This window comes from Nonomuraea antimicrobica, assembly GCF_039536965.1.
Lineage (GTDB): Bacteria > Actinomycetota > Actinomycetes > Streptosporangiales > Streptosporangiaceae > Nonomuraea > Nonomuraea antimicrobica.
The window spans coordinates 1-26,268 of record NZ_BAAAZP010000070.1 but is presented as its reverse complement, the minus strand read 5'-3'; the positions used below and the strand labels follow the sequence as shown (position 1 = coordinate 26,268).

General features: G+C 67.9%; 24 protein-coding genes and 4 pseudogenes. 17 read left to right on the top strand and 11 right to left on the bottom strand.

The window, feature by feature from the left end; all coding sequences use genetic code 11:
• Positions 1 to 78: 78 nt before the first annotated feature.
• Positions 79 to 1,143 (top strand): hypothetical protein, encoded by a 1,065-nt coding sequence (locus ABD844_RS17880; RefSeq protein ID WP_344878406.1) that lies wholly within the window; start codon positions 79 to 81, stop codon positions 1,141 to 1,143.
• A gap of 294 nt (positions 1,144 to 1,437) precedes the next feature.
• Complete coding sequence (locus ABD844_RS17875) at positions 1,438 to 1,836, top strand: peptidase inhibitor family I36 protein (protein WP_344878403.1); 399 nt, start codon at positions 1,438 to 1,440, stop codon at positions 1,834 to 1,836.
• Positions 1,837 to 1,873: 37 nt separating this feature from the next.
• Here ABD844_RS17875 and ABD844_RS17870 read toward each other — a convergent pair whose 3' ends face one another.
• From ABD844_RS17870 to ABD844_RS53185, 3 genes are all read right to left on the bottom strand, one after another.
• Entirely contained in the window at positions 1,874 to 2,440 is a 567-nt protein-coding gene (locus ABD844_RS17870; protein ID WP_344878399.1) for a helix-turn-helix transcriptional regulator, read from the bottom strand.
• Between the two features lie 192 nt (positions 2,441 to 2,632).
• Positions 2,633 to 5,395 (bottom strand): AfsR/SARP family transcriptional regulator, encoded by a 2,763-nt coding sequence (locus tag ABD844_RS17865; protein WP_344878396.1) that lies wholly within the window; start codon positions 5,393 to 5,395, stop codon positions 2,633 to 2,635.
• Positions 5,396 to 5,778: 383 nt separating this feature from the next.
• Entirely contained in the window at positions 5,779 to 5,934 is a 156-nt protein-coding gene (locus ABD844_RS53185; RefSeq protein ID WP_425568602.1) for an HNH endonuclease, read from the bottom strand.
• 119 nt (positions 5,935 to 6,053) lie between these two features.
• On the opposite strand from ABD844_RS53185, the gene ABD844_RS17860 reads away from it, so the two are divergent.
• Genes ABD844_RS17860 through ABD844_RS17850 form a run of 3 tightly spaced genes read left to right on the top strand, consistent with a single transcriptional unit; the run spans position 6,054 to position 8,177 of the window.
• Positions 6,054 to 7,277 (top strand): S8 family serine peptidase, encoded by a 1,224-nt coding sequence (locus ABD844_RS17860; RefSeq protein WP_344878393.1) that lies wholly within the window; start codon positions 6,054 to 6,056, stop codon positions 7,275 to 7,277.
• Positions 7,278 to 7,306: 29 nt separating this feature from the next.
• Positions 7,307 to 7,435 carry a peptide deformylase gene (locus ABD844_RS17855; protein WP_344878390.1) on the top strand — a complete coding sequence of 43 codons (129 nt, stop codon included), beginning with the start codon at positions 7,307 to 7,309 and terminating at the stop codon, positions 7,433 to 7,435.
• Between the two features lie 10 nt (positions 7,436 to 7,445).
• A complete protein-coding gene (locus tag ABD844_RS17850) occupies positions 7,446 to 8,177 on the top strand; it encodes an SDR family oxidoreductase (protein WP_344878387.1) in 732 nt (243 codons plus the stop codon).
• 574 nt (positions 8,178 to 8,751) lie between these two features.
• Here the strand turns inward: ABD844_RS17850 and ABD844_RS17845 are convergent.
• Positions 8,752 to 9,513 carry a GNAT family N-acetyltransferase gene (locus ABD844_RS17845; RefSeq protein WP_344878384.1) on the bottom strand — a complete coding sequence of 254 codons (762 nt, stop codon included), beginning with the start codon at positions 9,511 to 9,513 and terminating at the stop codon, positions 8,752 to 8,754.
• Between the two features lie 293 nt (positions 9,514 to 9,806).
• Here ABD844_RS17845 and ABD844_RS17840 point away from each other — a divergent pair, with 293 nt between their 5' ends.
• Positions 9,807 to 10,529, top strand: a complete 723-nt coding sequence (locus ABD844_RS17840) for a transposase (RefSeq protein ID WP_344878380.1) — start codon at positions 9,807 to 9,809, stop codon at positions 10,527 to 10,529.
• Positions 10,530 to 10,730: 201 nt separating this feature from the next.
• Positions 10,731 to 10,862 (top strand): annotated as a pseudogene (locus ABD844_RS53180) (Tn3 family transposase); the annotation flags it as partial.
• Between the two features lie 145 nt (positions 10,863 to 11,007).
• Here ABD844_RS53180 and ABD844_RS17835 read toward each other — a convergent pair.
• Positions 11,008 to 11,694, bottom strand: a complete 687-nt coding sequence (locus tag ABD844_RS17835; protein ID WP_344878377.1) for a TetR/AcrR family transcriptional regulator — start codon at positions 11,692 to 11,694, stop codon at positions 11,008 to 11,010.
• A 130-nt stretch (positions 11,695 to 11,824) separates the two neighbouring features.
• On the opposite strand from ABD844_RS17835, the gene ABD844_RS17830 reads away from it, so the two are divergent.
• The 9 genes and pseudogenes from ABD844_RS17830 (at position 11,825) to ABD844_RS17795 (ending at position 22,117) form a co-directional block, all read left to right on the top strand.
• Positions 11,825 to 12,880, top strand: a complete 1,056-nt coding sequence (locus tag ABD844_RS17830; protein ID WP_344878373.1) for a serine hydrolase domain-containing protein — start codon at positions 11,825 to 11,827, stop codon at positions 12,878 to 12,880.
• A 318-nt stretch (positions 12,881 to 13,198) separates the two neighbouring features.
• Positions 13,199 to 14,986 (top strand): ABC transporter ATP-binding protein, encoded by a 1,788-nt coding sequence (locus ABD844_RS17825; RefSeq protein ID WP_344878370.1) that lies wholly within the window; start codon positions 13,199 to 13,201, stop codon positions 14,984 to 14,986.
• Positions 14,983 to 16,707 carry an ABC transporter ATP-binding protein gene (locus tag ABD844_RS17820; RefSeq protein WP_344878367.1) on the top strand — a complete coding sequence of 575 codons (1,725 nt, stop codon included), beginning with the start codon at positions 14,983 to 14,985 and terminating at the stop codon, positions 16,705 to 16,707. Before ABD844_RS17825 ends, ABD844_RS17820 begins: the two co-directional genes overlap by 4 nt.
• A gap of 141 nt (positions 16,708 to 16,848) precedes the next feature.
• Positions 16,849 to 17,604: a transposase gene (locus tag ABD844_RS17815; protein ID WP_344878469.1), complete on the top strand. Its 756-nt coding sequence runs from the start codon at positions 16,849 to 16,851 to the stop codon at positions 17,602 to 17,604.
• A gap of 367 nt (positions 17,605 to 17,971) precedes the next feature.
• Positions 17,972 to 18,740 (top strand): annotated as a pseudogene (locus ABD844_RS17810) (IS3 family transposase); the annotation flags it as partial.
• A gap of 237 nt (positions 18,741 to 18,977) precedes the next feature.
• Positions 18,978 to 19,364, top strand: coding sequence for a transposase family protein (locus ABD844_RS53175; RefSeq protein ID WP_425568601.1), 387 nt, complete (start codon positions 18,978 to 18,980; stop codon positions 19,362 to 19,364).
• 5 nt (positions 19,365 to 19,369) lie between these two features.
• Positions 19,370 to 19,720: pseudogene (locus ABD844_RS17805) on the top strand (ISL3 family transposase); the annotation flags it as partial.
• A gap of 487 nt (positions 19,721 to 20,207) precedes the next feature.
• Complete coding sequence (locus tag ABD844_RS17800; protein ID WP_344878466.1) at positions 20,208 to 20,570, top strand: transposase; 363 nt, start codon at positions 20,208 to 20,210, stop codon at positions 20,568 to 20,570.
• A gap of 629 nt (positions 20,571 to 21,199) precedes the next feature.
• Positions 21,200 to 22,117, top strand: coding sequence for a hypothetical protein (locus ABD844_RS17795; RefSeq protein WP_344878364.1), 918 nt, complete (start codon positions 21,200 to 21,202; stop codon positions 22,115 to 22,117).
• Between the two features lie 33 nt (positions 22,118 to 22,150).
• Here ABD844_RS17795 and ABD844_RS17790 read toward each other — a convergent pair whose 3' ends face one another.
• From ABD844_RS17790 to ABD844_RS17785, 3 genes and pseudogenes are all read right to left on the bottom strand, one after another.
• Positions 22,151 to 22,276, bottom strand: a complete 126-nt coding sequence (locus tag ABD844_RS17790) for a hypothetical protein (protein ID WP_344878361.1) — start codon at positions 22,274 to 22,276, stop codon at positions 22,151 to 22,153.
• A gap of 40 nt (positions 22,277 to 22,316) precedes the next feature.
• Positions 22,317 to 22,445 (bottom strand): annotated as a pseudogene (locus ABD844_RS53170) (hypothetical protein); the annotation flags it as partial.
• 69 nt (positions 22,446 to 22,514) lie between these two features.
• The gene (locus ABD844_RS17785; RefSeq protein WP_344878358.1) at positions 22,515 to 22,745 is read right to left on the bottom strand and encodes a hypothetical protein; all 231 of its coding nucleotides are present in this window, start codon (positions 22,743 to 22,745) and stop codon (positions 22,515 to 22,517) included.
• An 843-nt stretch (positions 22,746 to 23,588) separates the two neighbouring features.
• Between ABD844_RS17785 and ABD844_RS17780 the strand changes: the two genes are divergently transcribed.
• Positions 23,589 to 23,819, top strand: a complete 231-nt coding sequence (locus ABD844_RS17780; RefSeq protein WP_344878355.1) for a P-loop NTPase family protein — start codon at positions 23,589 to 23,591, stop codon at positions 23,817 to 23,819.
• Between the two features lie 477 nt (positions 23,820 to 24,296).
• On the opposite strand, the gene ABD844_RS17775 is transcribed toward ABD844_RS17780, so the two are convergent.
• The 3 genes from ABD844_RS17775 to ABD844_RS17765 all read right to left on the bottom strand — a co-directional run bounded on the left by ABD844_RS17775 (position 24,297) and on the right by ABD844_RS17765 (position 25,919).
• Positions 24,297 to 25,034, bottom strand: a complete 738-nt coding sequence (locus tag ABD844_RS17775; RefSeq protein WP_344878352.1) for a hypothetical protein — start codon at positions 25,032 to 25,034, stop codon at positions 24,297 to 24,299.
• A 23-nt stretch (positions 25,035 to 25,057) separates the two neighbouring features.
• Positions 25,058 to 25,405 carry a hypothetical protein gene (locus ABD844_RS17770; protein ID WP_344878349.1) on the bottom strand — a complete coding sequence of 116 codons (348 nt, stop codon included), beginning with the start codon at positions 25,403 to 25,405 and terminating at the stop codon, positions 25,058 to 25,060.
• Positions 25,406 to 25,640: 235 nt separating this feature from the next.
• Positions 25,641 to 25,919 (bottom strand): hypothetical protein, encoded by a 279-nt coding sequence (locus ABD844_RS17765; RefSeq protein ID WP_344878346.1) that lies wholly within the window; start codon positions 25,917 to 25,919, stop codon positions 25,641 to 25,643.
• Positions 25,920 to 26,268 lie beyond the last annotated feature (349 nt).

Genomic DNA, 26,268 nt, shown 5'->3' with positions numbered 1-26,268 from the left:
CCAGGTGAGTGGACCGGCGGACACCACCGCGCCGACCGCCCTGGGCGGCGCCGAGAAGAGGCGGGGGCCGATGCGCGCATGATCACGACCGCGACGTCATTCGACCGCAGGGCGCTCGTGGCCGCCCTGGCGATGGCGCCGGTGCTGCTCGGGTTCGTTCCGGCCGGCGCGGCCGGCACGGGCGCCGGGCGCGTCACCCGCGTCAGCCTGGCGGCCGACACGGACATCCCCCGGGGCGCCACGGTCGACCTGGTCCGGCAGACGATGACGCTGGCCGCCGGGGAGAAACGGCACCTGCGGGGCCGGCTGGAAGCCACCAGCACCACGACCGGCATCGTCGGCCTGACCCAGCGCGTCAGGTGCCTGAACGCGGCGGGAGCAACGGTGCCCGTCGTCGCAGCGTCAGCCCGCAACCACGAGGGCAGCGACACCGCCACGTATGCGATCCCGGGCCATCTGCCGCTCTATGCGGACCTGCTCCTCACCGCGCCGACGGCGGGCGTCTACACCTGTGTGCTTCAGGGAACGGCCTACTCGACCCTGTCGGGCACCTACCATCTGACGGCGGTCGCGGGCAGCACCTGGCTGGAGGCAGACGACACCGACCAGGCTGGCGCGCGCTGGTGGCAGAACCCCGCCTGCGAGAGCGCCGACCCCACCGGCGCCTGCACCTATGTCGGTGGCGGCCCGGCCCGGCGGGACGCCTGGGTCTTCTACGACGACGGCACCCCGGTCCACAAGTGGCAGGCCCACCCGGGTGCGGCCACCGTCTCGGCCAGGGCGAACGTAGAACTGACGACGTGCTACCAGGGGACCGCCTCCTGCCCCGACGAGATGGAGGCCTACCCGCGCGGCAAGAACGCGGTCGTGGACACGCGCTTCGAATTCATCCAGCTCGACACGACCGGTCACACCTGCCGCACGCACAGCACGTCCGCCCGCCGGACCGTCACCGACGACGCGCATCATTCTGTCGGCTACTCCACACTGTCCGGCATTCCGATCGACTCCGCCTGCGGCACCCGGACGTTCCTCATGCGGGTGTACGTGAAACACGTGTCGGGGCAAACGGTCAAAATCGACGGAGTGCAGAGCGGGATCACGTCCCTCACCAACGGCATCGCGTTCAACCATTTCCCCTGAGCATCGGCTGCTCCGCTCGGAGGACGTCGAAGGCGGGAGCGCACGGATTCGCAGATTCCTGGAGGCTCACGTAAAGGAAAGTGCGTGACCCGGACGAGGCAGGGGGTCAAGAGCGCCAAGCGCTCGGGCATGTCATCCCGCGCCTACGCCACATACGTCGTAACCGCCGTCGGCCTGCGGGCCTGGCGGCACCATCTCAGGATGCGCCATCGCATGCTGCCAGGCGTTTGCGCCTGGCAGCAGGTCAGCCAGTGTCAAACATGTTCCAAGACCGTATCCCCAGGAGGAATCCACATGACGTGGAAGAGGAAAACAGCGACTGCCGCTTCTGCACTGCTCTTCGCGGCGGGAGGCATGCTGGTGACGGCGCCGCCCTCGGCCGCCGCCCTCTCATGCCCGGTGAACCGGCTCTGCATCTACGACAAGCCCAACTTCGGTGGCAACCGGATCGCCAGCGGGAGCACCAATGCCTGTTTCTCGTTGAGAGATTTCGAGTTCACGTTCGGCACGATCGTGTCGTACGACAACAACCTGTCGGTGGATGCGATCGTCTGGCGCTACATGGGTTTCGGGACCCCGAAGCCCTACCAGGCGGCCCGGACGCTGGTGGCCGGCAAGTTCAGCAGCAACATCGGCGTCCCCGGCCTGGGCGGGGACGCCGACAAGGTGTGCATGGGGAGCGCGCGTCCCTGACGTCCGGCGGGCGTCTTCCTGCTTGCGACGCCGCCGGTCAGCCGACCCCGGCGACCCGGCCCAGCAGGGCGGCTCGGGTGAGCTCGGCCTTGTTGCCGGCGCCGAGTTTGGCGCGGATCCGCTTGACGTAGGTGTCGACAGTGTGCCTACTGATGCCTAGGCGGGTGGCGATTTGGCCGTGGGTCAGCCCTTGAGAGATGCGGCGGAGCACTTCCCTCTCCCGTTCGGTCAGGGCCAGTTGGTCGGCCGGGTGGGGCTGCTCGGCGCGCCTGGCCGACGGCCTGGTGATGACCGTGCGGATCCCGTGCACGAGCACGTCACCGGGCGCTGCCTTGCTGAGCACCAGTGAGGCGCCGGCCAGCAGGTAAGAGTCGTCCATGGACGACTCATTCCAGGGCAGCACGACGACGGACGTGTGCGCCGAGAAGCGGGAGATGGAACCGAAGACGTCCGACAACGCGTCCGGATCGATCAGAAGGGCGTCCGCCAGCCAGGGAATGCACTCGGTCGGCGAGCTCCGCACGTCGAGGACCTTCATCCCGGCGTCGGAGAGGATGTGCGTCAGGCCCACCGCGAATATCGGTGACGTGTGCAGAATCTCCACACGGATCACAAATCCCCCCAGGTTCTCGCCTTGCAGCGTGGTGCGAGGGCCGACCGCAGCCAGCCGGGAGACAGGCTGGCAGGGGGACGTGAAACGAGCGTGGAAGAATCCTTGAACGCCTGTCAGATGGCGCTACGCGTCCGGTGGGAGTTCCACGGCAGGCGGTGCGGTCGGCCTGGGCGAGCGCCCTGCTCAGCCCCGTCGCCGCCCGCCTGACCGCTCGTTCCGGGGGCTGAGCAGGGCGTCGAGTTTGGCCTGGACCCGTTCGGCGTCCTTGAGCCGGTGCTGGCTGCGGTAGAGACCGGCCGCCCACTCCCAGGTACGGCGGGCCTCAGCGCGCCGGCGCCTCGCCGCGTACACGTCGCCCAGGCGGACCAGGGAGTCGACTTTCTGGCTGGCGTTTCCGGTGGCGTCGCGGAGGTCCACGGCTGAGAGGTAGTGGCCGATGGCCTCGCCGTGCCTGCTCATGTGGTGGGCGATGTAGCCCATGCTGTCCAGGGTGGCGGCCTCACCGTCGAGGTCATTGCACGTGCGGAACAGGGAGAGGGCCTGCTCACAGTGAACGTAGGCCTCTTCGTGCCGGTCGAGCTGGGCCAGGCACCAGGCCACGGCGTTGAGCGCGTTGGCCTCCCAGACCGGATTGTCGAGGACCTGATAAACGGCCGAAGCCCGCTGGGCGTGGTCCAGCGCCTGCTGCTGCTCGCCCCGCTGCGAGAGCACCCAACCGAGCGACTGGTGTACATGAGCTTCCGACCCGCGGTCGCCGACCTCCTCGAACAGGGTCAGCGCCGAATACAGGAAGTGGAGGACCTGATCGCGCTGACCGGCCAACGCGCGGGCGTATCCGAGACGCCAATGGGCCACGGCGCGACCGGTGGGCTCCCCCAGCCGTTCCGCGGCCTCGAATCCCGCCGCCCAGAGGTCGATACGGTCCCTCTGGTGCACCTGGCGCCAGCAGAACGTGTCGAGCGCCCAGGCCAGCTGCAACGTCTCGGGGTCCCAGCCCCGCGCCACTGTGAGCCGCTGGGCGGCGAGCAGGCAGGAGTATTCGGTGTCGAACCAGGTCAGCGCCTCCGCCACGTCCTGCGGCGGCTGGTTGGCGTCGTAGCGGGGGAATTCGAGTCTGGCCCGCAGGCGGTTGGGATACAGCAGGCGGTCTGCGGCGATCGCGCCGCGGAGGAAGAAGCCGACGAGGCGCCGCATTGCGACCTCGCCCTCGCCGTCTGGCATGTCGCGTTCCGCCGTCTCGATGGCGTAGAGGCGGACGAGGTCGTGCATGCGGTACCGCCCGGGAACGTACTGGTGGAGCAGGTGGGCGTCCTCCAGTGTGCGCAGCAGCTTCCGGGCGCTCGGGAGCGGCAGGTCGAGCAGGGCGGCGGCGGTGCGCAGGCCGATGGTCGGCCCCGGCGCGAGCCCGAGCAAGCCGAGGGTGCTCGCCGCGGCCGGATCCAGGGCCCGGTAGGAGGAGGTGAGGACCGCCCGGATGTCGGTGTTCGGGCCGCCGACGTACAGGGCGTCCAATCGGCTGGACTCCTCCCGCAGCTCTTCGGCCAGGAAAGCGAGCGGGAACTCCGGGTGGGTCATGACACGCGACGCCAGGATGCCGAGCGCGAGCGGCAGCCCCGCGCAATGCTCCAGCAGAGCCGTCACAGCCTCGGGTTCGGCGGCGACGCGGCTCTTGCCGATGTGGCGGGTGAGCATGCGGCGCGCCTCCGTGGGCGGCAGGACGTCCAGGGTGAGGGTGCGGGCGCCGTGGGTGACGGTCAGTTCGGCGAGCTGGTTACGGCTGGTGATCAGCACGACGCAAGTGGGGCTGCCTGGCAGCAGCGGAATGATGTGGGCCGCGTCGCGGACGTCGTCGACGACGACGAGCAGGCGCCTGCCCGCGACCAGTGATCGGTACAGTGCGGACCGGGCGTCGTGGTCGGCGGGTATGGCGGCGGGCTCGACCCCCAGACCTTCGAGGAATCCGCGCAGCACGGTCCCCGGCTCCTGACACTCGCCCGCCGGGTTGAAGGCGCGCAGGTTGGCGTACAGCTGCCCGTCAGGGAACCGGTCGAGGTGCTGATGCGCCCAGTGCAGGGCCAGATACGTCTTCCCGACGCCTCCGGTGCCGACGAGCGTGAGGACCGGATTCGTGTCCTGCTCGTCCATCCGGTCGAGGACGGCCAGTTCGCGCGCCCTGCCCTCGAATTCCATGGGCGCCAACGGAAGCTGGCGGGGTACCGGGAGCGCCGGAACGGCGGCGAGACGCGCGGGAGCGGGCGCGGAGGACAGCACCTCCAGATGTCGCGCGCGCAGCTCCGGTCCAGGGTCGACGCCCAGTTGCTCGGCCAGTTCCCTGCGGACCCGCTCGTACAGTCGCAGCGCCTCGGCCTGGCGCCCGCATCGCGACAGCACCGACATGAGCCGGGCGGCGAGCCGCTCGTCGAAGGGATGGGACGCGACCAGGTCCCGTAAACCGGGCAGCAGTTCCTCGTGCCGCCCGTGACTCAGCTGGATGTCCTGGTACAGCAGTGAGGCCGTGAGGTGCTCCTCATCCAGTTGCCGGCGCATCCCCTCGACCCACTCACCCGACACGCCCCCGAGGACGTCCGCCTGCCACAGGCCGAGCGCCTCACGCAGCCGGACGGCCCTCTTCTCGTCGCCGACGTCACGCCCCTGATCGACCAACATGCGAAAGCGGTGCAGGTCGACCTGCTCGCGCGGCGCATCCAGAACGTAGCCGCCCGCCTGGCGGAACAGCGTGACGCCGTCTCCCTCCGGGCACTGTACGACCGCACGGAGGCGCGCGAGGTAACTGTGCAAGGTGTTGCGAACCCTGCGAGGCGGAGCCTCCGCCCAGACCCGGTAGATCAGCTGATCCGTGGAGACGATCTGCCCCACGTCGACCAGCAACGCCGCCAGGACACACCGTTGCCTTGCCGGGCCGATATCCACGGGGTGCCTGCTCACGGTCGCTCCCACTGGGCCGAGCACATGGAACTCCATAGGTGTCCTCCCCCGAGGCACGGGTTTTGGCAGGTCTAGGCCCTGTACGGATTTTAGATCTTTGGACCGGTCGGGGCTCCGGATCCACAAGATGGTCCCGCGGAGATGAAGACCGGCCAGATAACTGCCGGGGTCTTGTCGAAGCGGAAGGCCAGCCCACGCCACGCCTTGATCCGACTGGTTGGGTAGGCCGCGTGGCGAGATGCCTGCTCTGGGCAGGTCCTTTTCCGCACGGCCCCCCTCCGAGCGAAGTCGACCGCCGGCGAGGTGCCCTTGGCCGGGTCCTTTTCCGTCGGTCTCTTCCCGAACAGGGCATGCAAGTTTCCCCGCACCCTGCTCTCCAGCGATCATTTCGGGTAGGGCTTGGCAAGACGTCCGGCGTGGATGTCCTCGTGACAGCGGCGGCAGATGACAATGGTCTTGCGCCGTCGCATGGCCATGAGGTACTTCCAGGCGGGCTGAGCCCGCCGTCCGGGCTGGTTGAGGTCGGCGAGTTTGCGGATGTGGTGGACCTACATATCGGTGTGATCCAATCGGGTGCATGACGTCCCTCTTCTCAAGGCCCTTCCGCAGGACGACGGGGCGGCGATGGTCGGCCGTCGCCGCCCGATACGATGCGGGCGTGCGCGCTCTGGCCGTCGTGTTGGTGTTCACCGCGGGATTGACCGGTCAGGCGTCCTCCGCGCACGCGGCCGGAGCCAGAGATGGGCAGTGGTACCTGGACCGGATGAACGTCGACCAGATCTGGAAGAAGACGACGGGCGAAGGTATCAAGATCGCCGTCATCGACTCCGGAGTGAACCCCTCGACGCCCTCGCTCAAGGGCCAGGTGCTGCCCGGCGGAGACGCGTCCGTCCCCGAAGGACGCCCCGGCAGCGGCGACCGCGACGGCCAGGGAACGACGACGGCCGAGCTGATCGCCGGGACCGGCGCGGGCGGCGGCATCCAGGGCCTCGCCCCCGGAGCCAAGATCATCCCGATCCGTGTGCCGCTGCTCGAGCACGACGAACTGCCGAGCATCGACGACCACGTCGACCGGGCCATCAGGATGGCACTTGAGCGCGGCGCGAAGATCATCAGCATCTCGGTCGGCAGCGAGTACGTCATCGGTGCCGGCATGACCGGGCAGCGATACGCCTTGCGGGACGCCCTCGCCAAGGAGGTGCTGGTGTTCGCAGGCACCGGCGACAACGCGAAGGAGGGCAACAAGCCGCTGGCTCCGGCACGTTTCTCGGAAGTCGTCGGGGTGGCCTCCTTCGACGAGAACTCGCAGGTCGCCGACTTCTCCCAGCACGGCGACGACGTGACCCTCGCGGCGCCCGGAGTGAACATCCCCCGCTGGTGCGACGCGACCTTCCGGCGCTACTGTCCCGACGGTGGCGGCGCCCACGCCGCCGCCGCCCTCGCCTCGGCCTCCGCGGCCCTCATCTGGTCCCTGCACCCCGACTGGACAGCGGCGCAGGTCCTGCGCGTCATGCTCGACACGGCCGGCCGCGGCGACGACTGGAAGCCCGGAACGGTCAGCAACTACCTGGGCTACGGGGTGATCCGCCCCGGCGCGCACATCAACCGGGGCCTCGGCGATCCGGGCCCCGCGGACCGCAATGAAATGCCGGAGTTCGTGGAACCGGTCGGCTACCGGTCCACCTCACCGTCCCCGAAGCCTCCCGAGAACCCGAAGCCGTCGCCGGCACACACCACGGCCGCGGACGATTCGCTACCGGACGTGCCGATGCTCGCTGGGGCCGGGGCGGCCGCCGCCCTGGTTGTCACGGTCGTGGCCGTGTGGGTCGCGAGGCGTGGACGGTCGCGTCCTCGGAGCGGTGTGAATAGCTCGACGAGGTAGGTGCCGTGGGTGGATCTTAGGCGGCTTCGGTGACGGGTGCCAAGGCCCGCGGCTCGCTGGCCCGCTGCTTCCAGCACGAGACCGGGCACCTCGACGGAGAGCTGTACGTGGACCGCCTGCCACGGGACGAGGCGCGCAAGATCATGCTCAGGGCGTAGGTTTGGCGGCATGAGCGTACTTTCAGGAAAGGGCGCACTGGTCACCGGCGGCTCCAGGGGCATCGGCAAGGCGATCGTGGAGCGGCTGACCGCCGACGGCGCGGACGTCGTCTTCTGTTACCAGCACTCCGCCGAGGCGGCCGAGCAGGTCGCCAAGGAGACGGGCGCGCACGCCGTACGCGCCGACCTGGCGAGCAAGGAGGACCTGGCGCGGCTGTTCGCCGAGGCGGAGGAGCGGCTGCCCGGGGTGGACATCCTGGTGAACAACGCCGCCACTGCCGAGGCGCAGAAACCCATGACCGAGATCACCGACGAGGACTACGAGCGGGTGTTCGCGGTGAACACCCGCTCGGTCTTCCTGGCCATCCAGTGGGCGGGGCGGGTGATGCGCGACGGCGGGCGGATCGTCAGCGTCTCCTCGCTCAACACGCTCGTGCCCGCGCCCACGCTGTCGCTCTACTGCGGCAGCAAGGGGGCGATGGAGCAGTTCACCAAGGTGGCCGCGCGGGAGCTGGGCGTGCGCGGGATCACGGTGAACACGGTCTCGTCCGGGGCCACCGACACCGACATGCTGCGCGGCGCCAACCCGCCGGAGGCGCTGGAGCAGACACCCGCCTTCACGGCGCTGCGGCGGCTGGGCAGGTCCGACGACATTGCCGCGGTGGTGGCGTTCCTGGCCGGACCCGACGGGCGCTGGGTCACCGGCCAGAACGTGCTGGCGACCGGCGGGCTGTTGCTCTGACACACACCCACCGCCGCTCAGGGGCTCGCTAGAACTGCAGCGACTTGACCTCAAGGTATTGCGTGAGCTGGAATCGGCCGGAGCCCCGGTGACCTTCGAGGCCATCGCCCGCAAGGCCCAGAGTCTCTCGATCACGGCTATACACCCAGCCTGATCTGCGAGCCGAGATTGAACGACTCCGCGAGCAGACCCTCTCCTCGCCGACGACAGTAGTACCACCTCGGCAACGAGCATCCGAAGCCTCGCTGCTCCAGCGACTCGAAGCCGCCAACGGGCGGAACCGGCAGCTCACCGAAGAGAACCGGCGGCTCCGTGAGCAACTCGCGCGAGCGCTCGAGGATCTGCGCGCCGCTCGCCTCGCTCCGCCAACGCCCGCTCCCCATCGCAGCGAGCGCGGTTTCGTAACGATCGACCCGTGTTGATCGAGCAATCAGATCGCCCCGACAGAGACCTACTGGTCACTGGCCACAACGCGACTCTGCTGGTCAGCGGACCATCTTCCCGGAGAACTGAAGAGAATGATGGTTTGTTGAGGATCACGGACGTCCTGTCACCGGCACTCGATGTCTGGCAATCAGCCCCGTTCGAAGCAGTGAGAGTGGCCGACGACGGAGAAGCCGCGGCGCTCGTACCAGTGTCGTGGCCAGTCCGCCGCATCAGCGGTCAGGAACCGGGTACCGCAGTCCTTGTCGGCGGCCAGGCGCAAGGCGGTGGTCAGGACGGCATCGGCGTAACCGCGCCTGAGGTGGGCCTCCGAAGTGATCAGGTCCTCGATCTGGGCTGTGCCGGTTGCCGGATCCAGATAGAGGTCGGCCCATGAGGCGACCTCGCCCTCCTCCGTGCGGGCACCGAGGAATTGAACGATGTCGGCCCCGCGGCGGCGAGCCTCGCGTCGGTCGACGAGATGGCGTATGACCTCGTCGTCGACGTCTGGAAGGAGCCCCCGCCATCGCCGGGTGAATGGGATACGTATCGCGTCGAGGTCCAACTCCTCCGCAGACCCGCTGGCCGGTGCCGGGCCCGCATGCAGCATGACCAGATAGGTGGAGTGGGTGTATCCATCCCGGATCAGTGGCTGTGCGCACGCCATTCCGACTTCGTGGTCAAGGACGGAGATCAGTCGGTGAGGCAGATGCCCCAGTGCCTCCTCCGCGATGGCGGGCACCGCCTCGGAGTCAACGACCGTGTCGATGATGACCTGGTTATTGGCGCGGGAATGTGCGAAGGCGTCGTCGTATACGGCGAACCCGCCCGGAAGGTCGACGCTGCGCGCGGCCTGGCGGCGGGCGAAGCCCGACAGGAAGGAATTGATCCGCTGTAGTTCTGAGTTTGACATGAGGGGAGCGTAGTGCGGCAGTCACCATTCACGGTGTGACCAGCACGGATGGGCGATAGACCGTTGCGATCTTGAGATTGGAAGCAGGCACAACGAGAGCAGCCGCTCGTGATCATGACTGTGTGACGAGTACAAGATCGAGAGCGGCTGCCGCGCTCATGCTAGAGGTGCGGCGCGTGCAGCGAAGCACCGACGAGCTGCTCAACGCGCTGGCACCGATGTTCACCCGGATCGAGCCCCGCTTGCGGCCGCCAAGTACATCCGTGCCGTCATGTCCGACCTGCCCAAACGCAATGGCTGGACGATCGCCGAGCACGCCGGGGACCGCCACCCAGTGGCTGCTGAACGGGGCCCGCTGGGACACCTCCGGCGCGATGAGTGTGGTGCGCCGCTTCGCCGTCGCCCGCCTGGACGCCGCCGCCGCGCCCGCAAGCCTGACCGTCGGCGCGCTGGATGAGTCCGGCCAAGAGAGGAAGGGCAGCGCCACCTCGGGCGTCAAAAGACAGCACATGGGCTGCGCGGGCGGCGTGGACAACGGCGTCAACACCGTCTACCTGGCCTATGTCCGCGCCGACTCCTGGCATGCGCTGATCGGCGCCCGGCAGTGGATCCCAGCCGAGCAGGTCACCAGCCCCGTCACGGCCGTCACCACTGGGCTGCCCCTGAACCTGGTCTTCGCCACCAAGGGCGAACTCGGCGTGAGCCTGCTGAGCGACGCCTACGCCGATGGCGTCCGCTTCGACTTCCTGACCGGGGATGAGGTGTATGGCGCCTGCACCAAGCTGCGTACCTTCCTGGAGGAGCACGAGCAGGCCTACGTGCTGCGCGTCCGTTCCTCCTTCACCGTGACCCTGGGCGGCGGCACCACCTTGACCTTCACTCCGGTCGAGCCCTTCGCCTGCTGGGCCACCGCCTCGGCGAGCGTCCGAGCCGCCATCGCGCTCTGTCCGCCGCATCCGGCCGTCAGGATGATCACGAGCGCGCTCGGCGCGATCCTCGGTAAAGGCACCCGGTGATCATAGGGCGATCGGTGAGGGCGTGCGCAGGCCACTCTGGCCTCTACCGGCTTCCTGCGGGCCACCGGCACACCCGGCGCAACCAATGCGACCCAGGGACCCCAGCGCTCTGCTACACGCAGGGGCACCAAGATGACCTACTGCGTTGCTCATGCGGACGCGACTGCATGAGTTCGACCTGCTCAAGCATAGCTTTTCAAGATCGCTACCCCAGAGATCGCCTGGAACAGCCTGTATCTGGACGCGGCCGTCAAGCACGTGCGCGAGCAGGGCTTCCCGGTCACCGATGAGATGTGCGCGCGGTTGTCGCCGATCCAGTACGAGCACATCTTCCTGGGTCGCTACGCCTTCGCCCGTGCCGACGTGGCGGGGGCTTGCGCTCCTTCCACGACCGCGCTCCCGAGAGCATCTGAGCCCAGACCCGCGGCTGGTTCAGGGGGTGGTTCAGGCACGATGTGCAGCAGCGCGGCCAGGTCGGCTAGCCCAGGCAGATTGCGGCCTCGATGTGGGCGAGTTGGACAGCGAGGACTTCTTCGAACGCGGCGCGGCGGTCCACCCCGAGAGGGCGGACGTCGCGGGCGAAGTGGGCCAGAGTTGGGAAGCGTTCGGGGTCGGCGCCGAGTACTGCGACGCGGAACAGCTCCATGCCCTGTTCGTGCTCTTCGGGGGTGACGGTGCTGACCCCGGCCTCGGAGGCGATCAACGCGGCGGTGAGGACAGCGATCCGGTGGTAGCGCACAGGGATCTCCTCGTCGGCCAGTCCCGAGGCGCGCAGCGCCTGCAGCACTTCTTCCATGATCAGCCGGGAACCGGTGCCGCCTGAGGCGTAACGTCCCCAGACCGCAGCGACCTGGGGATGCTGGCCGAATGCCTCTCTCACGCGCAGGGCCAGGGTCATGATGCGCTGCTTCCAGTCACCGTCGGGCCGGTAGCCGTCCATGGCGGCCAGGAGGATCCGGTCGGCGACCGCGCGCAGCAGCTCGGTCTTGCTGTGGAAGTGCCGGTAAAGGCTGGAGGAATCGGTGCCGAGCACTGCCGCGAGCTTGCGCACGCTGAACGAACCGGCGTCGCCCGTGCGCAGCAGCTCCGCTGCCGCATCCAGGATCTCTTCGGTCGACCAACGCCTTCTACCTGCCATCTCATCCCTCTCGTCGGAGATCAGCATACCTATGCACTTGGTGTTGCACGCACTGCGTGCATAATGGTGGCATGAGCCAGGCACCTACGGATGGACGCATGTCATGAGAAGTCCCGAAGAGCTGAACACCGCCCTGGAGAACGTCCACCGCGCCGGAATGCCCGGCCTGTTCGCCGAGGTACGTGACGGCGACGAGGTCTGGCGCGGTGCCGCCGGGGTCGCCGACGTCGCCACCGGCCGCCCTGTCTCCGCCGACATGCGGCACCGCGTCGGCAGCATCACCAAGACATTCACCGTCGCCGCGGTGATGCAGCTGGTCGAAGGTGGTCAGATTGGTCTCGACGCGCCGATCGGCCGCTACCTGCCGAAGGTGGTTCCCGGAGAACGCGGCGATGCGATCACGGTCCGGATGTTGATCAACCACACCAGTGGTCTTGCCGAATACCTCCCGTACGTCTACCCCTCCCTCAAAGCCTTCCCGGCCGTGGCCGACACGAGGCCGCAGAGCCTCGACGACCACCGGCTCACCCGGTTTCACGCCATCGAGCTGATCGAGAAGGGCGTCTCCGCACCCGCTTTCAGCGCGCCAGGCGGCACTCCGGGGTTGTACTCCAACACCAACTACCTGCTGCTCGGCCAGCTTCTGGAGCAGGTAACCGGTACGAAGGCCGAGACGTACATCACCCAGAACGTCATCGAGCGCGCTGGGCTGCGGGACACCGAGCTTCCCGATGGACCGCGGTTCAGTGGGCCGCAGTCGCAGATCTACGAGGCGTGGTTCGGCATGATCGAGCCGCCGCGCGACTTCAGCGTCTTCGACATGTCCTTTGTGGGGCCGGCGGGTTCGCTGATCTCGACCGTCACGGATCTCAACCGGTTCTTCGGCTTGCTGTTCGCCGGTGAGATCGTCAGCCCGTCGTCGCTGGCGGAGATGCGGCGCACCGTGCGCGTCATCTCCCAGGAGAGCAAGATCATCGACTACGGGCTGGGCCTGTACCCGATGGATGTGCCCGGCGGCGGCACCTTCTGGGGGCATGGAGGCACCGTCTGGGGTGCCGGAGCACTGGCCATGACCAGCGCCGACGGCAAGCGGCAGATGTCCGTCGCGGTGAACATGCAGAGGTGGAACAGGCTCGACTCCACGGGCAGGCCGCAGCCCCATCCCATCGACGAAGCGCTTGCGGCTCTGTATGGCATGGCGATGTACGGCTGACCGTGCCGGAGAAAGTCGCTTTCACCAAGACGACAAGCATGCCGAGACGGGATGGCAGCAGGAACGACCGCAGCACGTTCGGCACTGCGACGCCGCAGGCTCCTGGCGGTGATGTCGGCGAAGGCGTGCGACCTCGCCAGTCTCGACCTGCATCGGGAGCTCCACGGCGGGCTCCAGGTCGTGGAGACGGCGGTCAGGGCGAGCCTTCGTCAGCATGCCTGCCTTGCTCCGTAAGCGAAGGCCGCGCAGATGGAGATTCTCGAGTTCCTCCGGATGGCCTGTCGGTTGACGGGGGCCCGCCACGAAGACAGGAGAGCGATGACCACGACCGACTTTGCGCCGACGAGGGAGCAGTCCCCGCCCTCACTGGACGCCGATGACGCGGCGGGACAGTCCATGGCAGGGCTGCTGCGCCCTTACCGATGGAGCTTCGCCGCCGTTGTCATCTTGCAGGTGATCGGCGCCGTCGCAGGTCTGGCACCGCTGCTGGCGGTCATCGAACTGGGGCGCAGCCTGCTGGCGCCTGGCCCGATCGATCACGATCATGTCTGGTTCGTCGTGATCGCCGGTGCGGTCGGCTTGCTCGTCCGACTGCTGTTCACGGCCGGGTCATCCGGAATCGGGCACCTGCTCGACGGCCGGGTGCAACTGGCCCTTCGCCAGCACCTGGCCGCGCGGCTGGGACGCGTGCCGATCGGCTGGTTCTCCCTGCGCCGGACCGGCGAGCTAACCAAGGTGGTGGGCCAGGACGTCAGTGCCGTACACCCGTTCATCGCCCACGCTCCCGGCGAGCTCATCGCCGCGTTCGTGGTGCCACTGCTCTCGCTGGTCTACCTGTTCACCATCGACTGGCGGCTCACGTTGATCACGCTGATCCCGGTGGTGCTGGCCGTGGCGCACGTCCCGCTGATGATGACCCCGACCCGGCTGCGTGAGGAGAAGCAGTTCGATGCGGCCATGGGGCAGATCGCCAATTCCGTCGTCGAGTTCGTCCAGGGCATCTCGGTGGTCAAGGCGTTCGGCGGTTCCGGACGCGCCCACCGCAGGTTCCGCACGGCCACCGACGATTTCGTCGGCATCTACTACCGCTTCGTGCGCGGCCTCTCCGTGATCGCCGCCGGAATGCAACTGGTGCTGTCACCGCCGTTCGTGCTGCTGGTCGTCCTGATCGGCGGCACCGCCCTGATCGCGACAGGTGGCCTGCCCCCGGCCGACCTGCTGCCTTTCCTGCTGCTGGGACTGGGCCTGACCGCTCCGGTGGCGGCCTTCATCGCCCACAGCTTCGACGACCTGCAGACCGCCAGGCGCGCGGTCGGCCGGATCCGGGACGTGCTCGATGTGGCGCCGCTGCCGGAGCCCGCGCACCCGATCGCGCCGCGGGGCCACCAGGTGGAACTGCGTGACGTCCGCTTCAGCTACGAAGACGATCGCGAGGTGCTGCGCGGGATCGACCTGGTCCTCGAACCGGGCACGGTCACCGCGATCGTCGGGCCCTCGGGCGGCGGCAAGTCCACGCTGGTCCAGTTGCTGCCGCGCTTCTTCGACCCGACCCACGGTTCGATCACCCTGGGCGGCGTCGATCTGCGCGAGCTCGCCAGCTCCGACCTCTACCGGACGGTCTCCTTCGTTTTCCAGGACGTACGCCTGCTGCGCGCCTCGGTCGCGGACAACATCGTGCTTGCCGTACCGCATGCTGATTTCGACGACGTGGTGCGCGCAGCCCGGATGGCGAACATCCATGATCGGATTCTTGAGCTGCCACGCGGCTACGACACGGTGCTCGGGCAGGAGGCCGGGCTGTCGGGTGGCGAGGCGCAGCGGATAGCGCTCGCCCGTGCTTTGCTCGCCGCCACACCCGTCCTGGTGCTGGATGAGGCGACCGCATTTGCCGACCCGCAGACCGAGCAGGCGGTACGGCAGGCGTTGGCGGCGCTGGAGGGCGATCGCACGATCCTGGTCATCGCCCACCGCTTGGAGACGATCGCCGACGCCGACACCGTCGTGATGCTGGACAACGGGTTGATCGTCGAGCAGGGCAGGCCAGCCGACCTCCTGGCAGAGAACGGAAAGTTCGCCGCTTTCTGGCAATCCAAGGAGTACCGATGATTCGCATGTTGCTGCGCGTCCTGGGCCATGACTACGCCCGGCCGGTGTGTCGCACCGTGGCCTTGATGACGATGACCGCGATCGTCGAGGGTTTGTCCTACGCCCTGCTGGTCCCCGTGCTGCGGACCCTGTTGGGCGGCGACCCCGCAGACGCGCTGTCCTGGCTGATCGCGTTCGGCGGCGCGGTCGCGATCTACGCGGTGCTGCGTTATGTCAGCGATCTGTTCGGTTTCCGCGCCGGAACCACGTTGTTGCGTGGCATGTATCACCGGCTTGGCGATCATCTGGCCCGGCTGCCCCTCGGCTGGTACAGCACCGGCCGAGTCGGTGAGGTGTCCGTCCTGGCCAGCCAGGGCGTGCTGGAGACGATGGGCGTGATCGCGCATCTGCTGGCGCCCTACATCTCCGCCTTCGTCACCCCTGTGACGATCGTTGGCGTGATGCTCGCCTTCAATTGGCAGCTAGGGCTGGCCGCGCTGGTCACCGTACCGCTTGTGGCGGCGATCCAGATCTGGACCGGCCGCTCGATGGCCGCAGGCGATGCCGGCCGCCACGAACGTGACTCCGAGGCCACTGGGCGGGTCATCGAGTTCCTCCAGGCCCAGCCGGTGCTGCGCGCCGGCGGCCGGAGCGTCCAACGCTTCGCGTTGCTCGACGACGCGCTGCGGGAACTTCAGCGCGCGTCCCGCCGTACCGTGTTGTCGGTGTTGCCCGGCATGATCGGCTTGACGCTCGTGGTGCAGGCGATGTTCACCGTGTTGCTGGTTCTGGGCGCCTACCTCGCGCTCGGCGGGAGCATCGGTGTTGCGGAGGTGCTGACGATCCTGGTGCTGGCCGCCCGCTGCGCCGATCCGGTCCTGTCGCTGGCCGACATCGGCGGCAAACTCCGCGCCGCGCGCTCCGAACTGGCCAGACTCGACGCGGTCCTGCGTACCGCGCCGCTGCCGGAAGCACCGGAACCGATCCAGCCGGTGGGTCATGGCTTGGATTTGGAGTCCGTCGCCTTTCAGCATGGCGACCGCACGGTGTTCGATGACCTATCGTTGTCCGTGGCCGAGGGGCAGCGGCTCGCCGTGGTCGGCCCCTCGGGCGCGGGCAAAAGCACACTGCTGCAGTTGCTCGCGCGCTTCCACGACGTGGACGCGGGCGCGGTGCGCGTAGGCGGCGTGGACGTGCGCGCCATCGGCACCGAGGTGTTGATGGCGCGGATCGCCATCGTCTTCCAGGACGTCTACCTCTTCGACGGCACGATCGAGGACAACGTACGGCTGGGCCGCCCCGAGGCCACCGAGGCCGAGCTGCGGACGGCGGCGAGTGCCGCGCGGCTGGACGAGGTGATCGAGCGGCTGCCCGGCGGATGGGCGGCAAATGTCGGCGAGGGCGGCGCGCTGCTGTCGGGGGGCGAACGCCAGCGGGTCTCGATCGCGCGGGCTCTGCTGAAGGACGCGCCCATCGTGCTTCTGGACGAGGTGACCTCGGCGCTGGACCCGGTGAACGAGGCAGCCGTCCACGAGGGCATCGAACGCCTGATGGCCGGCCGGACGGTCGTGATGGTCGCTCATCGGATGCGGACGGTCCGACGCGCCGATCGCATCGCCTTTCTCGAGGGCGGCCGGATCGTGGAAAAAGGACGCCACGACGAGCTGCTCCGCAGCGGCGGCCGCTACGCCGACTTCTGGAATGCTTCCCTAAGCTTGTCGTTTAAGTTTCGATCTTCGTGAACGTCGCGGACCGCGACGAAATCGAGCTCCCACGCTTAGCGGACTGTTGCCATTTCGGTACGGTGTGTCGCCGTGACATGGGGCAGTCACCGTCTCATCTTCGGGCTCGTGCAAAGTCGCCGAGACGAGGCGGTGACCGCGATGTCCACGCTGGCATGCGTAACGGCGACGCGAACAGGTAGCGGCGAAATCTGCACCGGCAGCGACAGGCTGGCCGCGCTGTCGCGGTTCCGGCGGGCGTACTACCAGTGCCTGACCATGCGGGGTGATGAGCTGTTTGAGCTGACCGAGGCGGTGTTATGCACTGACGGGGCGGTCAAGACGCTGGTGTATCTGGCGCTGGCACCCGAGCATCGACGCGGGCACGGCGCGTTGTATGACGGACTCAACCATGGCCGCATAGAGATCGCCCGCCTTCGCAAGGCGCTGGCGGGTCCGCCCCTGCCCCGTGCGGCCGATGGCCGGATCGTGCTGGCCGCCGACGTCAGCCCGTGGCTGCGGCCGGACGCGGCCACCTGCCCGGACCGCTCGTTCTGCCACACCTACGGCCGGGCCAAGAACGAGCATCGGATGATCCCGGGCTGGTCGTACTCGATCGTGGCCGCGTTGGAGACCGGCCGCACCAGTTGGACCGCGCTGTTGGATGCGATCCGGCTGGAGCCGGGTGCCGATCTGGCCGCGCTGACGGCCCGCCAGTTGCGCGAGGTCGTCACCGGCCTGGTCCAGGCAGGCCAGCACGAGACAGGCGACCCCGACATCCTGATCGTGATCGACGCCGGCTACGACGTGCCCCGGCTGGCCTTCCTGCTGGATGACCTGCCCGTGGTGATCCTCGGGCGGATGCGCTCGGACAGGGTGATGCGCCGCCGGGCCCCTGCCGTCAGGAGTTCCTGCTAGCCAGCCCCTGCGGTGGCCGCCCGCCCAAGCGCGGCACCGAGTTCGTCTTCGGTGACGCGGCGACCTGGGGCGACCCGTCAGCGCAGACCGTCACCGACACCACCCGGTACGGCACCGCGCACGCGGCGGCCTTCGACAGGCTCCATCCCCTGCTCACCCGCCGAGCCGCCTGGACGGGCCGTTCTTGAGACGGCTGGACTGAGGCTGACGGGATCCCGTCTGATCATCGAGATCAGGCGGGATCTTGTCGTTTCTATTCTTTTGAAGCGAAGTTTGAGCATTGTCATCGAAGGTTGGTGAACGCTAGGTTTCTCACTGAATCGCCCCGAGTTCGGTGGAGACTTGATCTCTTGAGAGGATCGAGTCCATGCCAGGTAAGTCTCCCTACCCCGCCGAGCTGCGCCGTCGAGCGGTTCGGATGGTCGCCGAGGTGCGGCCGGATTGCCCGACCGAGTGGGCCACGATCAACGCGGTGGCGACCAAGCTCGGCATCGGCACTGCGGAGACACTGCGTACCTGGGTCCGCCAGGCACAGATCGATGGGGGCAGCCGGCCCGGCCGCACCACCGATGAGTCGGCCGAGCTGAAGCGGCTGCGCCCGCCGCGCCAACGAGATCCTGAATCTAAGTCGGCCGGCCACACACGCACTCGTGACCTTCATCGACCAGCACGCCGGCGTGTTCGGTGTCGAGCCGATCTGCCGTGTCCTGACCCAGCACGGCTGCCCCATCTCCACCAGCACCTACTACGCCGCCAAGAACCGACCGCCATCGCCGCGGGCGGTGCGCGACGCCGAGCTGGACGAGCACATCACTCGCATCCACGCCGACAACTACGGCGTCTACGGCGCCCGCAAGGTCTGGCAGCAACTGCTGCGGGAGGGGCATCGGGTGGCGCGCTGCACCGTCGAGCGGCGCATGCGCGTGCTCGGCCTGCAGGGCGCGCGGCGGGGCAGGAAGATCCGCACCACGACGCCCGATCCGGGACATGCGCGGGCGGCCGACCGGCTGCGGCGCGACTTCACCGCCCAGCGGCCGAACGCAACCTGGGTGGCCGACTTCACCCACGTTTCCGCCTGGTGCGGAGTGGTCTACGTCGCGTTCGTGGTCGACATCTACTCACGGGCGATCGTCGGCTCGACACGCCTCGACCGTCCCTACACCCGAGAGCACCAGCCGCCAGTACTCCGACTCCGCATCCAGTCTTCGCTTGGGCCCTCGCCTCGCCATCAACACGTCCTCCATGATCAGGTGTGTTGCGACAAGCACTAGAACCCGAGCGTCCCGCCTGGGGGTCAGTTTTCAGGGTCAGGCACACTTTCCGTGATCGGACCCGCTGAGTAGATCACGGTTCGGGCGTTCCGGCCGGTAGCCATGCCTCTGATTACAACCATCTGCAGCGTGTTGATCAAGGAGCTGGTCGCCGTCCTGTTCCCTCATCTGGTCGGCGTGTGCGTTGAGCAGGTCTTCCGGTCGGGAACCACGGTAAGGATCCGGGCCAGAACCGGCACCGCGGAGGCCGCCTGCCCGGCCTGTGGGACACCGTCGCGGCGGGTGCACAGCCACTATGAACGACGGCTGTCCGATACGGCAGTCGGGGGCCAGGAGGTGCTCATCCACCTGCGGGTGCACCGGTTCTTCTGCCGCGCTTCCACTACGGCCGCCGCAGCGTCCGGGCGGCGAGGGCGTTGCAGGCCATCGCGTTGGCGTTGGGGGGCCGGGCCGGAGCCCGGCTCGCCGGCCGGCTGGCGGCCTCAGTGAGCAGGATGACGTTGATCAGGCTGATTCGTGCCCTGCCGGACCCGGTACTGGAATCCGGTCCGCGGGTGCTCGGTGTGGACGACTTCGCCCTGCGGCGGGGCCACTCCTACGGCACGATTCTGATCGACATGTCCACCAGGACCGTGGTGGACGTGCTGGCCGACCGGACGGCCGACACCCTGGCCGCGTGGCTGCGCGCGCATCCCGGGGTCGAGATCGTCTGCCGCGACCGGGCCGGCGCCTATGCCGAGGGCATCGCCCGGGGAGCGCCGCACGCGATCCAGGTCGCGGACAGGTGGCACCTCTGGCGGAACCTCGGCGAGGCCGTCGAACGCACCGTCACCCGCCACCGCGACCACCTCCACGACCTGACCACCGCGCTCAGCACGCGCACCGTAACGTCTCCACCTGCGGCGCCGTCCGTCCCGCCCCGCTCGCCCACCGATCGTCAGGACCGCATCGCCACCCGAACCCGCGAGCGGCATGCCGCCATTCATACTCTGCTCGAGCAGGGCCAAGGACTGCGGGAGATCGCCTGCCTGCTGTCCCTGGGCCGCAACACCGTCCGGCGCTTTGCCCGTGCCGCCGGCCCCGATGACCTGCTCGTTCACGACGGAACGGGCCGACGACCCAAGACCCTGGAAGCCTTCGACTCCTACCTGCGCAGACGGTGGGCCGAGGGATGCACCAATGCCGAACTCCTCTACCGGGAGCTGCAGGCTCTGGGCTATCGCGGCGGCGGCACCACCGTCCGCCAGTACGTCCGCCCCTGGCGCGACGGAACGCCTCCCGCGCTGACACCAGGGCGGCCGCCCACGGTCCGGCAGGCCACCGGCTGGTTTCCTGCGCAACCCCACCAGCCTCGACCCCGGCGATCGCCGCCAGCTCCAGTCGCTGATCACCGCATGTCCCCAGCTGGCGGCGCTTCGACTGCACGTGCGTCAGTTCGCCGAGATGATGACGCACCGCCACGGCCAGAACCTGGAGGCATGGATGACCGCAGTTCTAGGCGACGATCTGCCTGAGCTGCACTCCTTCGTCGCCGGGCTACGCCGCGACCAAGACGCCGTCAACGCCGGGCTCACCCTGCCCTACAGTTCCGGCCCCGTCGAAGGGCACGTCAACCGGACCAAGATGCTCAAGCGACAGATGTACGGCCGCGCCAACCCCGATCTCCTGCGCAAACGCATCCTGCTGACCGACTGACCAGGGTCCGATCACGAAATGTGTGCCTGATCCAGTTTTCACGTGTCGTCGACAGTGGATCCAGAATCCGCGGTGGATGAGCATGCCGCGCTGGCGGCCGCCCTGTTCGGGGTAGCTGATCGAGTGCCACCACATGGTCAGGCGACCTCCGGGCGTGAGGGGGTGAGGGCATGTGAAAGGCCCTGGACCGGGAGTATCCAGGGCTTAGCTCGCGATCACGGATCTGAGACGTAATCGTTTCAGGGGGTACCGCGAGGGGTTGGGACGCTCGCGTTCGTGCGGGAGAGACGCTCTCAGCGTGCCGTCCGAACCGTACGCATAGAAAGAAATCCGACGTAACTACACGAATCCCAGATTGATCACGAGGGTACACACGGTTGTCAAGCCCTGGCAAGATCCGCAAGGACCCCCACGTATAGACGTTCCTGCTCAGACGAGTCGGCCGCATCGAGAATCGAGACACATGAACGACCATGATCTGGCATGGTCGCTATGTGCCTCTCTTCCCACCACCCCCCTCACGGATCATGCGAGGTTCCCGCCGCCGCTTCGGCATCGTTCGCGTTCTAACGACGCGAATCAGAAGCATCCAACGGCGCCCTGTCGCAGTGCTTTTAACGGCCATAGGCTTGGGCTACTGGGGGCTTTCGCGCTTTAACCAGGCGGCACCCGAGTTTCCCGATCCGGGCATCCCCGGCGTCATCACGATCGGTTTCAGTGAGCCGCCCCCCTCCGTCGAGATCAACATCAATTTCAATGTCGAGGACAACACGTTGAGCCTCAACGCCACCATGCCTCAGCCTGGGTCCTGCATCGACGCTTTCGTCCACCTTATAGGGAGCAATGGGCAATTCCTCGATGACGACAACTACGTGGTGGCCAACGGGGACCGTCTTGCGCGCATGAGCTTCTGTGATAAGCAGTCGCCCATTTTTAGCGAAACCATTCGCATCCTGTACAGCGAACCGATTCTCGAGACGAGCGGCCCTGTGACTAGCGTCAACTTTCCGGAGATGATGCTTCGCGATGTAGGTGGTACCGACATGACCGTGAAGTGGGCCATCGATCCGAACCGGGGCGGCTTGAAGCCCGAAGCGGTATCCGAGGGTTACAGAGGTCCCGGGTTCCGCTGGGAGGTCCGGGGCACTGGCGGGGGAAGCTCAGACGTCACCGCCCGGCCTGGAGTGAGGATATTGCACCCATTCAGTTCAGCAGGGGGCATCTTTATCTCCGTTGAGGTCGAGAGGGCGGCCAATAGGTCGCTTTTTTACGCCGGCCTGCTGACGGGCATGGCTGCGTCGTTCCTTGTGTGGGCCCTCGAAATGGGGCTGGGACTCCGGAGATCGAGCCGCAGTAGCGACAACCCGGCCGCCGACGTGACGGACGAGCAGATAGCGGGGCAGATTGCGCAGCTACTCGGCCAGCGAATGGCGGCTGAACAGGCGCAGGCCCTGCAGGTAGAGCGGGAGCGGCGGAGCGGCCGGTGGCGGGTTCGCGCGCTGCAGCGCATACGAGCGCGGCATGAGTCACCACCCCACAAAGATTGATCTTTGTGGGGTGGTGACATGAAGGCCAGAGTCTTATTCGATCGCTGCGGCGACGAGGTCGGACGGGTCGTCCTCCAGTCGCCTGGCCGCGGTCAGGTAGATGTCGGTGGTCGAGGACTGCGCGTGGTCGAGCGCCTCCTGGATCTTCTTCACGCTCACGCCCGCCTCCTCGGCCGTGGTGGCGAACGTGCCGCAGCTTGTGCGGGTGCAGCCCCTCGATTCCGGCCTGGCGGCCGATCCGTCTGACCAGCTCGTCAACGTCCTTGCGGTCGAGCCGCCGCCCGGAGGCGGAGGCGAACAGCGGGCCAGACAACTGCTCGAGCGTCACCCCGGCGCGCTCGGCCCGGTCGACGAGGTACACGTCGACCGCGTGCGGGAAGGCTGGCGCTCATTGGGGTCAGATTGGCAGCAACTCCGGTGGGAGCGGATCGCCGTCGGTGTACTCCACCCGGAGATCGAGCTTGCGATACCACCAGCGGAAGGCGCTCGCGGTGGGGATGCAGTACTCCTGCACCTGCGCGTCGTCTCCGTCGAGGATGTCCAGTACGGCGTAGCAGCCGCTGTCGGCCGGGCAGGTGGCCGGGCGGACGTAGCCAACATGAGCGGCCGTGCGCAGCAGCCGGGCCATCGCCTCGCGAGCGCCCGTGACAGGCTCAGAGACCGTGTATTGGCGGCCGCGGACCTCGGTGACGGCGGAAGGCCGTGTAGGCAGCGGCGTTCGCGTGGAGCGCCGGCAGCGAACCCGGATGCGCTGCCTTGACATCGATCATGGTAGGCGGCTCCTTCTGGGGTGACGGGTGGGCGTCGAACGGCGCGTCGACTGTGCCGCGCGGCGATCAATCAGGGCTCCGCGGGGGCGTCTGCGTGTGCCGTGTCAGCGCGCAGGATCAGCTCGCTCGCCCCGGGTAGTACATCACGGGCTCACCGTCCTCGGGCAAGCAGTTGACCACGGTGGCCTTCGCCGAGATGGATCGGCGGGAGTAGCGCCAGCCCGCCTGGCCGGGGCATTCACTCTGTAGCCGGTCGCGCTCCCGTTCGATGATCGTCGGCGTTGTCGCTGCAGCCGTTGCGAGTGCCGGTACGCGCGTGACTATTGCCGCCTGTCAGGTGCTGCTGGAGTGTTCGGCGAGCGTTTCGTCCACGACAGCGGTGGCGGCTTTCAGCCGTGGGTTGCGGGGCGGGCGACCCTCGCCATGTCACAGGGGCGGGCTGCTGATCCAATGGGCCGCCCACACCGCTGCCCGAAGCGGGGACCTGGCCGGGATGCACGAGCTCCACCGGATGGGACAGAATCCAGAACGGCAACGCGGTACGCGCGTCTCACGCAGGCATCAGACGGAACGTCGTCCTCCATCCCGTTCCCGCTCACCTCGTTGTGGCCAGAGATCGAGATCGTTTCTTCTCAAAAGCCAATCGGGCCCTGTCTCCCAAGCGGGTGGCTCGGTGCCCACCGGCCACGTACGCTCGCGGCATGGGCATAGAAGAGGACGAGAACGACCCCCGGGTCGTCATTGATTTCGAGCAAGGCGGGTACGAGAAGGCCACCGAGACGGTTGCTGCCCCTGACCTGGCCCAATCCCGGAGACCGGTGATGATCGTCGATGCGGACCCGCAGCCGTCAGCGTCGGCCTGGGCCTTGCCGCCATCGTTCGACGCCGTGATCATCGACTCGCCGCCCTCCCTTCTCCGGGAAGACCTCTAAGAACCGCCCTGGCCTCCTCGGCATGTTTCTCGGCGAGGAGGCCCAGCCTCGCCAGACGTAGCTGAGCGTGGTGCAGGTGCCGGCCCGAACGCCAGAACTGGCGCTCCGTCCCGGCATGGACGACGCTCGCGTACCGCGCAGGCGACATCACATCCACCGCGCAGTCTGCGGAGTGTCGGCGACATTGACCACGACATACCGGGCCGTCTTCTCCTCGGCGGCTGCGGCCGTCGCCAGGACACCGACCGGCCTCGGTGACCGCGCGGGACGCTGAGTAAGTAGCGGCGTGTGGGTGGAACGTCGGCAATTGCCCTGGATGCGCTGCCTGGAGGCTGGCCATGTGGGAGCGGCTCTGCGCCGTCGTGGGGGATGGGCTTCAGGAACGCGGCGCAGTGACGGTCAGCACCGCGGTGGCCAAGGCTGGGTCATGAGCCAGGGGGCATGTCGCCTGAGCCTTCGTGGCAGCACGGGCCGATCTCACATACGCTTCATCACCGGCCAGCCCTGCGTGATGATGTCGGTGATCTGCCAGCGCACCTCGATGGTCAGCTCATACCGGCTGTCGTGCGGATCCCAGACCGGGCGGCCCAAGACTCCTTGATAGGTCTCCAGCGCCTCGTGCACCGCGAAATCGGCCACCGCGGTGCCAGCCAGCAGCAGCAGGGCGGTGGCCGCGTCGGCACCGGCACGCATCGCCGACAGCGCCCGAAACGGCCATAGCGGAACGGCGAGGACACCTTGATCGGTCGTGTACGGCGACGTGTCCGGGTCGGGCCGTGGCGCCACGTCCGGCGTGCGCCGGTCCGGGACCGCGATCAGCAGATTTGAGCCGTTGTGGGCGAAAGCATGCTGGTCGATCTCCAAGCGGGTGTGCGGATGCAGCAGGCGACCTTCCAGCAGCCACGGCGCCTCAATCAGCTCCATCCAGACGGGATGGAACATGTCGTACTCGGCGTCATCGAGCATCGGTGCTGGGCGTGGCGCCCGGGTCCGGAAGGCGGTAGGTGGCCCGGCGGCCTGCCAGAGCGCGAGCTGGTGGCCGTCGTCGAACACGGCGCTCACCTCGGCGAGGAACAGGGCGAGCGGCCGGCCCGCCCAGGTGAACTCCTCTCGCAGCCATGCGTCCAGCAGGTCGCCAGCATGCCGGTGCCAGTTGGCGACGTCGAAATCGTCGGGATGACGTCGGTGCGCGGTGCCCTGCAGGGGTGGCGTCATGCGTGGCTCTGTTCTGTCGGCGGTCATGATCCGGCTGGGCCCGGCTCGCTGGGCGGGATGCCGGGCTCGTGCGCGCGCGGCATGCTGCCAGCGGTCTCGCTCTGCTCGAGCTCGCGGGTTCTTGACGCCGCCAGGTCGCGTGCCGTGCTCTTCAGGCGGCGTGCCTGGTCCGGCTGCCTGGCGAGCTCGCCGATTCCTCGCTCGGCCGCCTGCAGGTCCGCGCGGACCGCGACGGTCTCCTCGCGCGCCTGCTGGGCGGCGGCGGTGGCCGCCTCCGCGCGGGGCGCGTTCACGGTCGCGCTCGACCGCAGTGGCTCGCTGGCGCTCCTCCAGCGCAGCCGCTGCAGGCTGGCGGCGGGCCTGGGCGGCACGTTCATCGTGATCGAGAAGTCGCATCGCCCTCACCACCGACCACCCGCATTGGCCGTGACCAGCTGGATCACTTAACAAACTCAGGCTGAGGCCCGGGCGAGGCTGATGGCCGCGATCCGCTACGCCGCTGGGAACACAGAACGTCACCATCAGACCCGACGGTACGACAACTCACGACAGTTGAATACGCGGCTTCACCAGTCCCGACCCCGTGGTTCATGGCAAGACTGCTCGCTAATCCAGCGCGGTCAAGTCGATGGCAGCGATGGTGAAGGCGTTGCCGATCGCGCGCGGATCGTGGCCGGTGCGAACCAACTGCGGAATTGTGGCCGCAGCGTAGAACAGGACACGGCCGATCGTGACCTCGTCAACGTCCGGCAAGGCTCTGCCGAGGGAATCGGCGAGTTGGCTCCCAATCTCGCGATCCCAGTCAAGCAGCGCACCCGCAGCGCGAATGGCCTCTTTTGCGCTCTCAACGTCCGCCCGCTCAGCGGGGGTGAGACTACTCATCATGACCACCCATGTCGTTGGTCCGGTGTTGAAAGTCTTTCATCGGGCTCTCAGGAAATGTCAGCGACGCGAGGCGGGCAGGTCGGCGGCGCGCGTGCGGAGTGTCGTCGGTCATGGCCTCTCCGAATGGGTCGTGTCTGGTCTCATTGTGGCGGTTACGCCGTCGGGGCGGGCGGCGGATCGACGGTTGCGAGCAGCGCGCCAGCCAGCGCCCGGACGTGTGCTCTGGTGTGCGAGGGGTCCGCGAGCGGGATCTCGCCGCTGGCATGATGCAGCACCACGGCGCCGTCCGTGGGTTGCGTCTGACTTCGTGATACAGATCTTGGAAAGAATCAGACAGGATCGGCGTGCT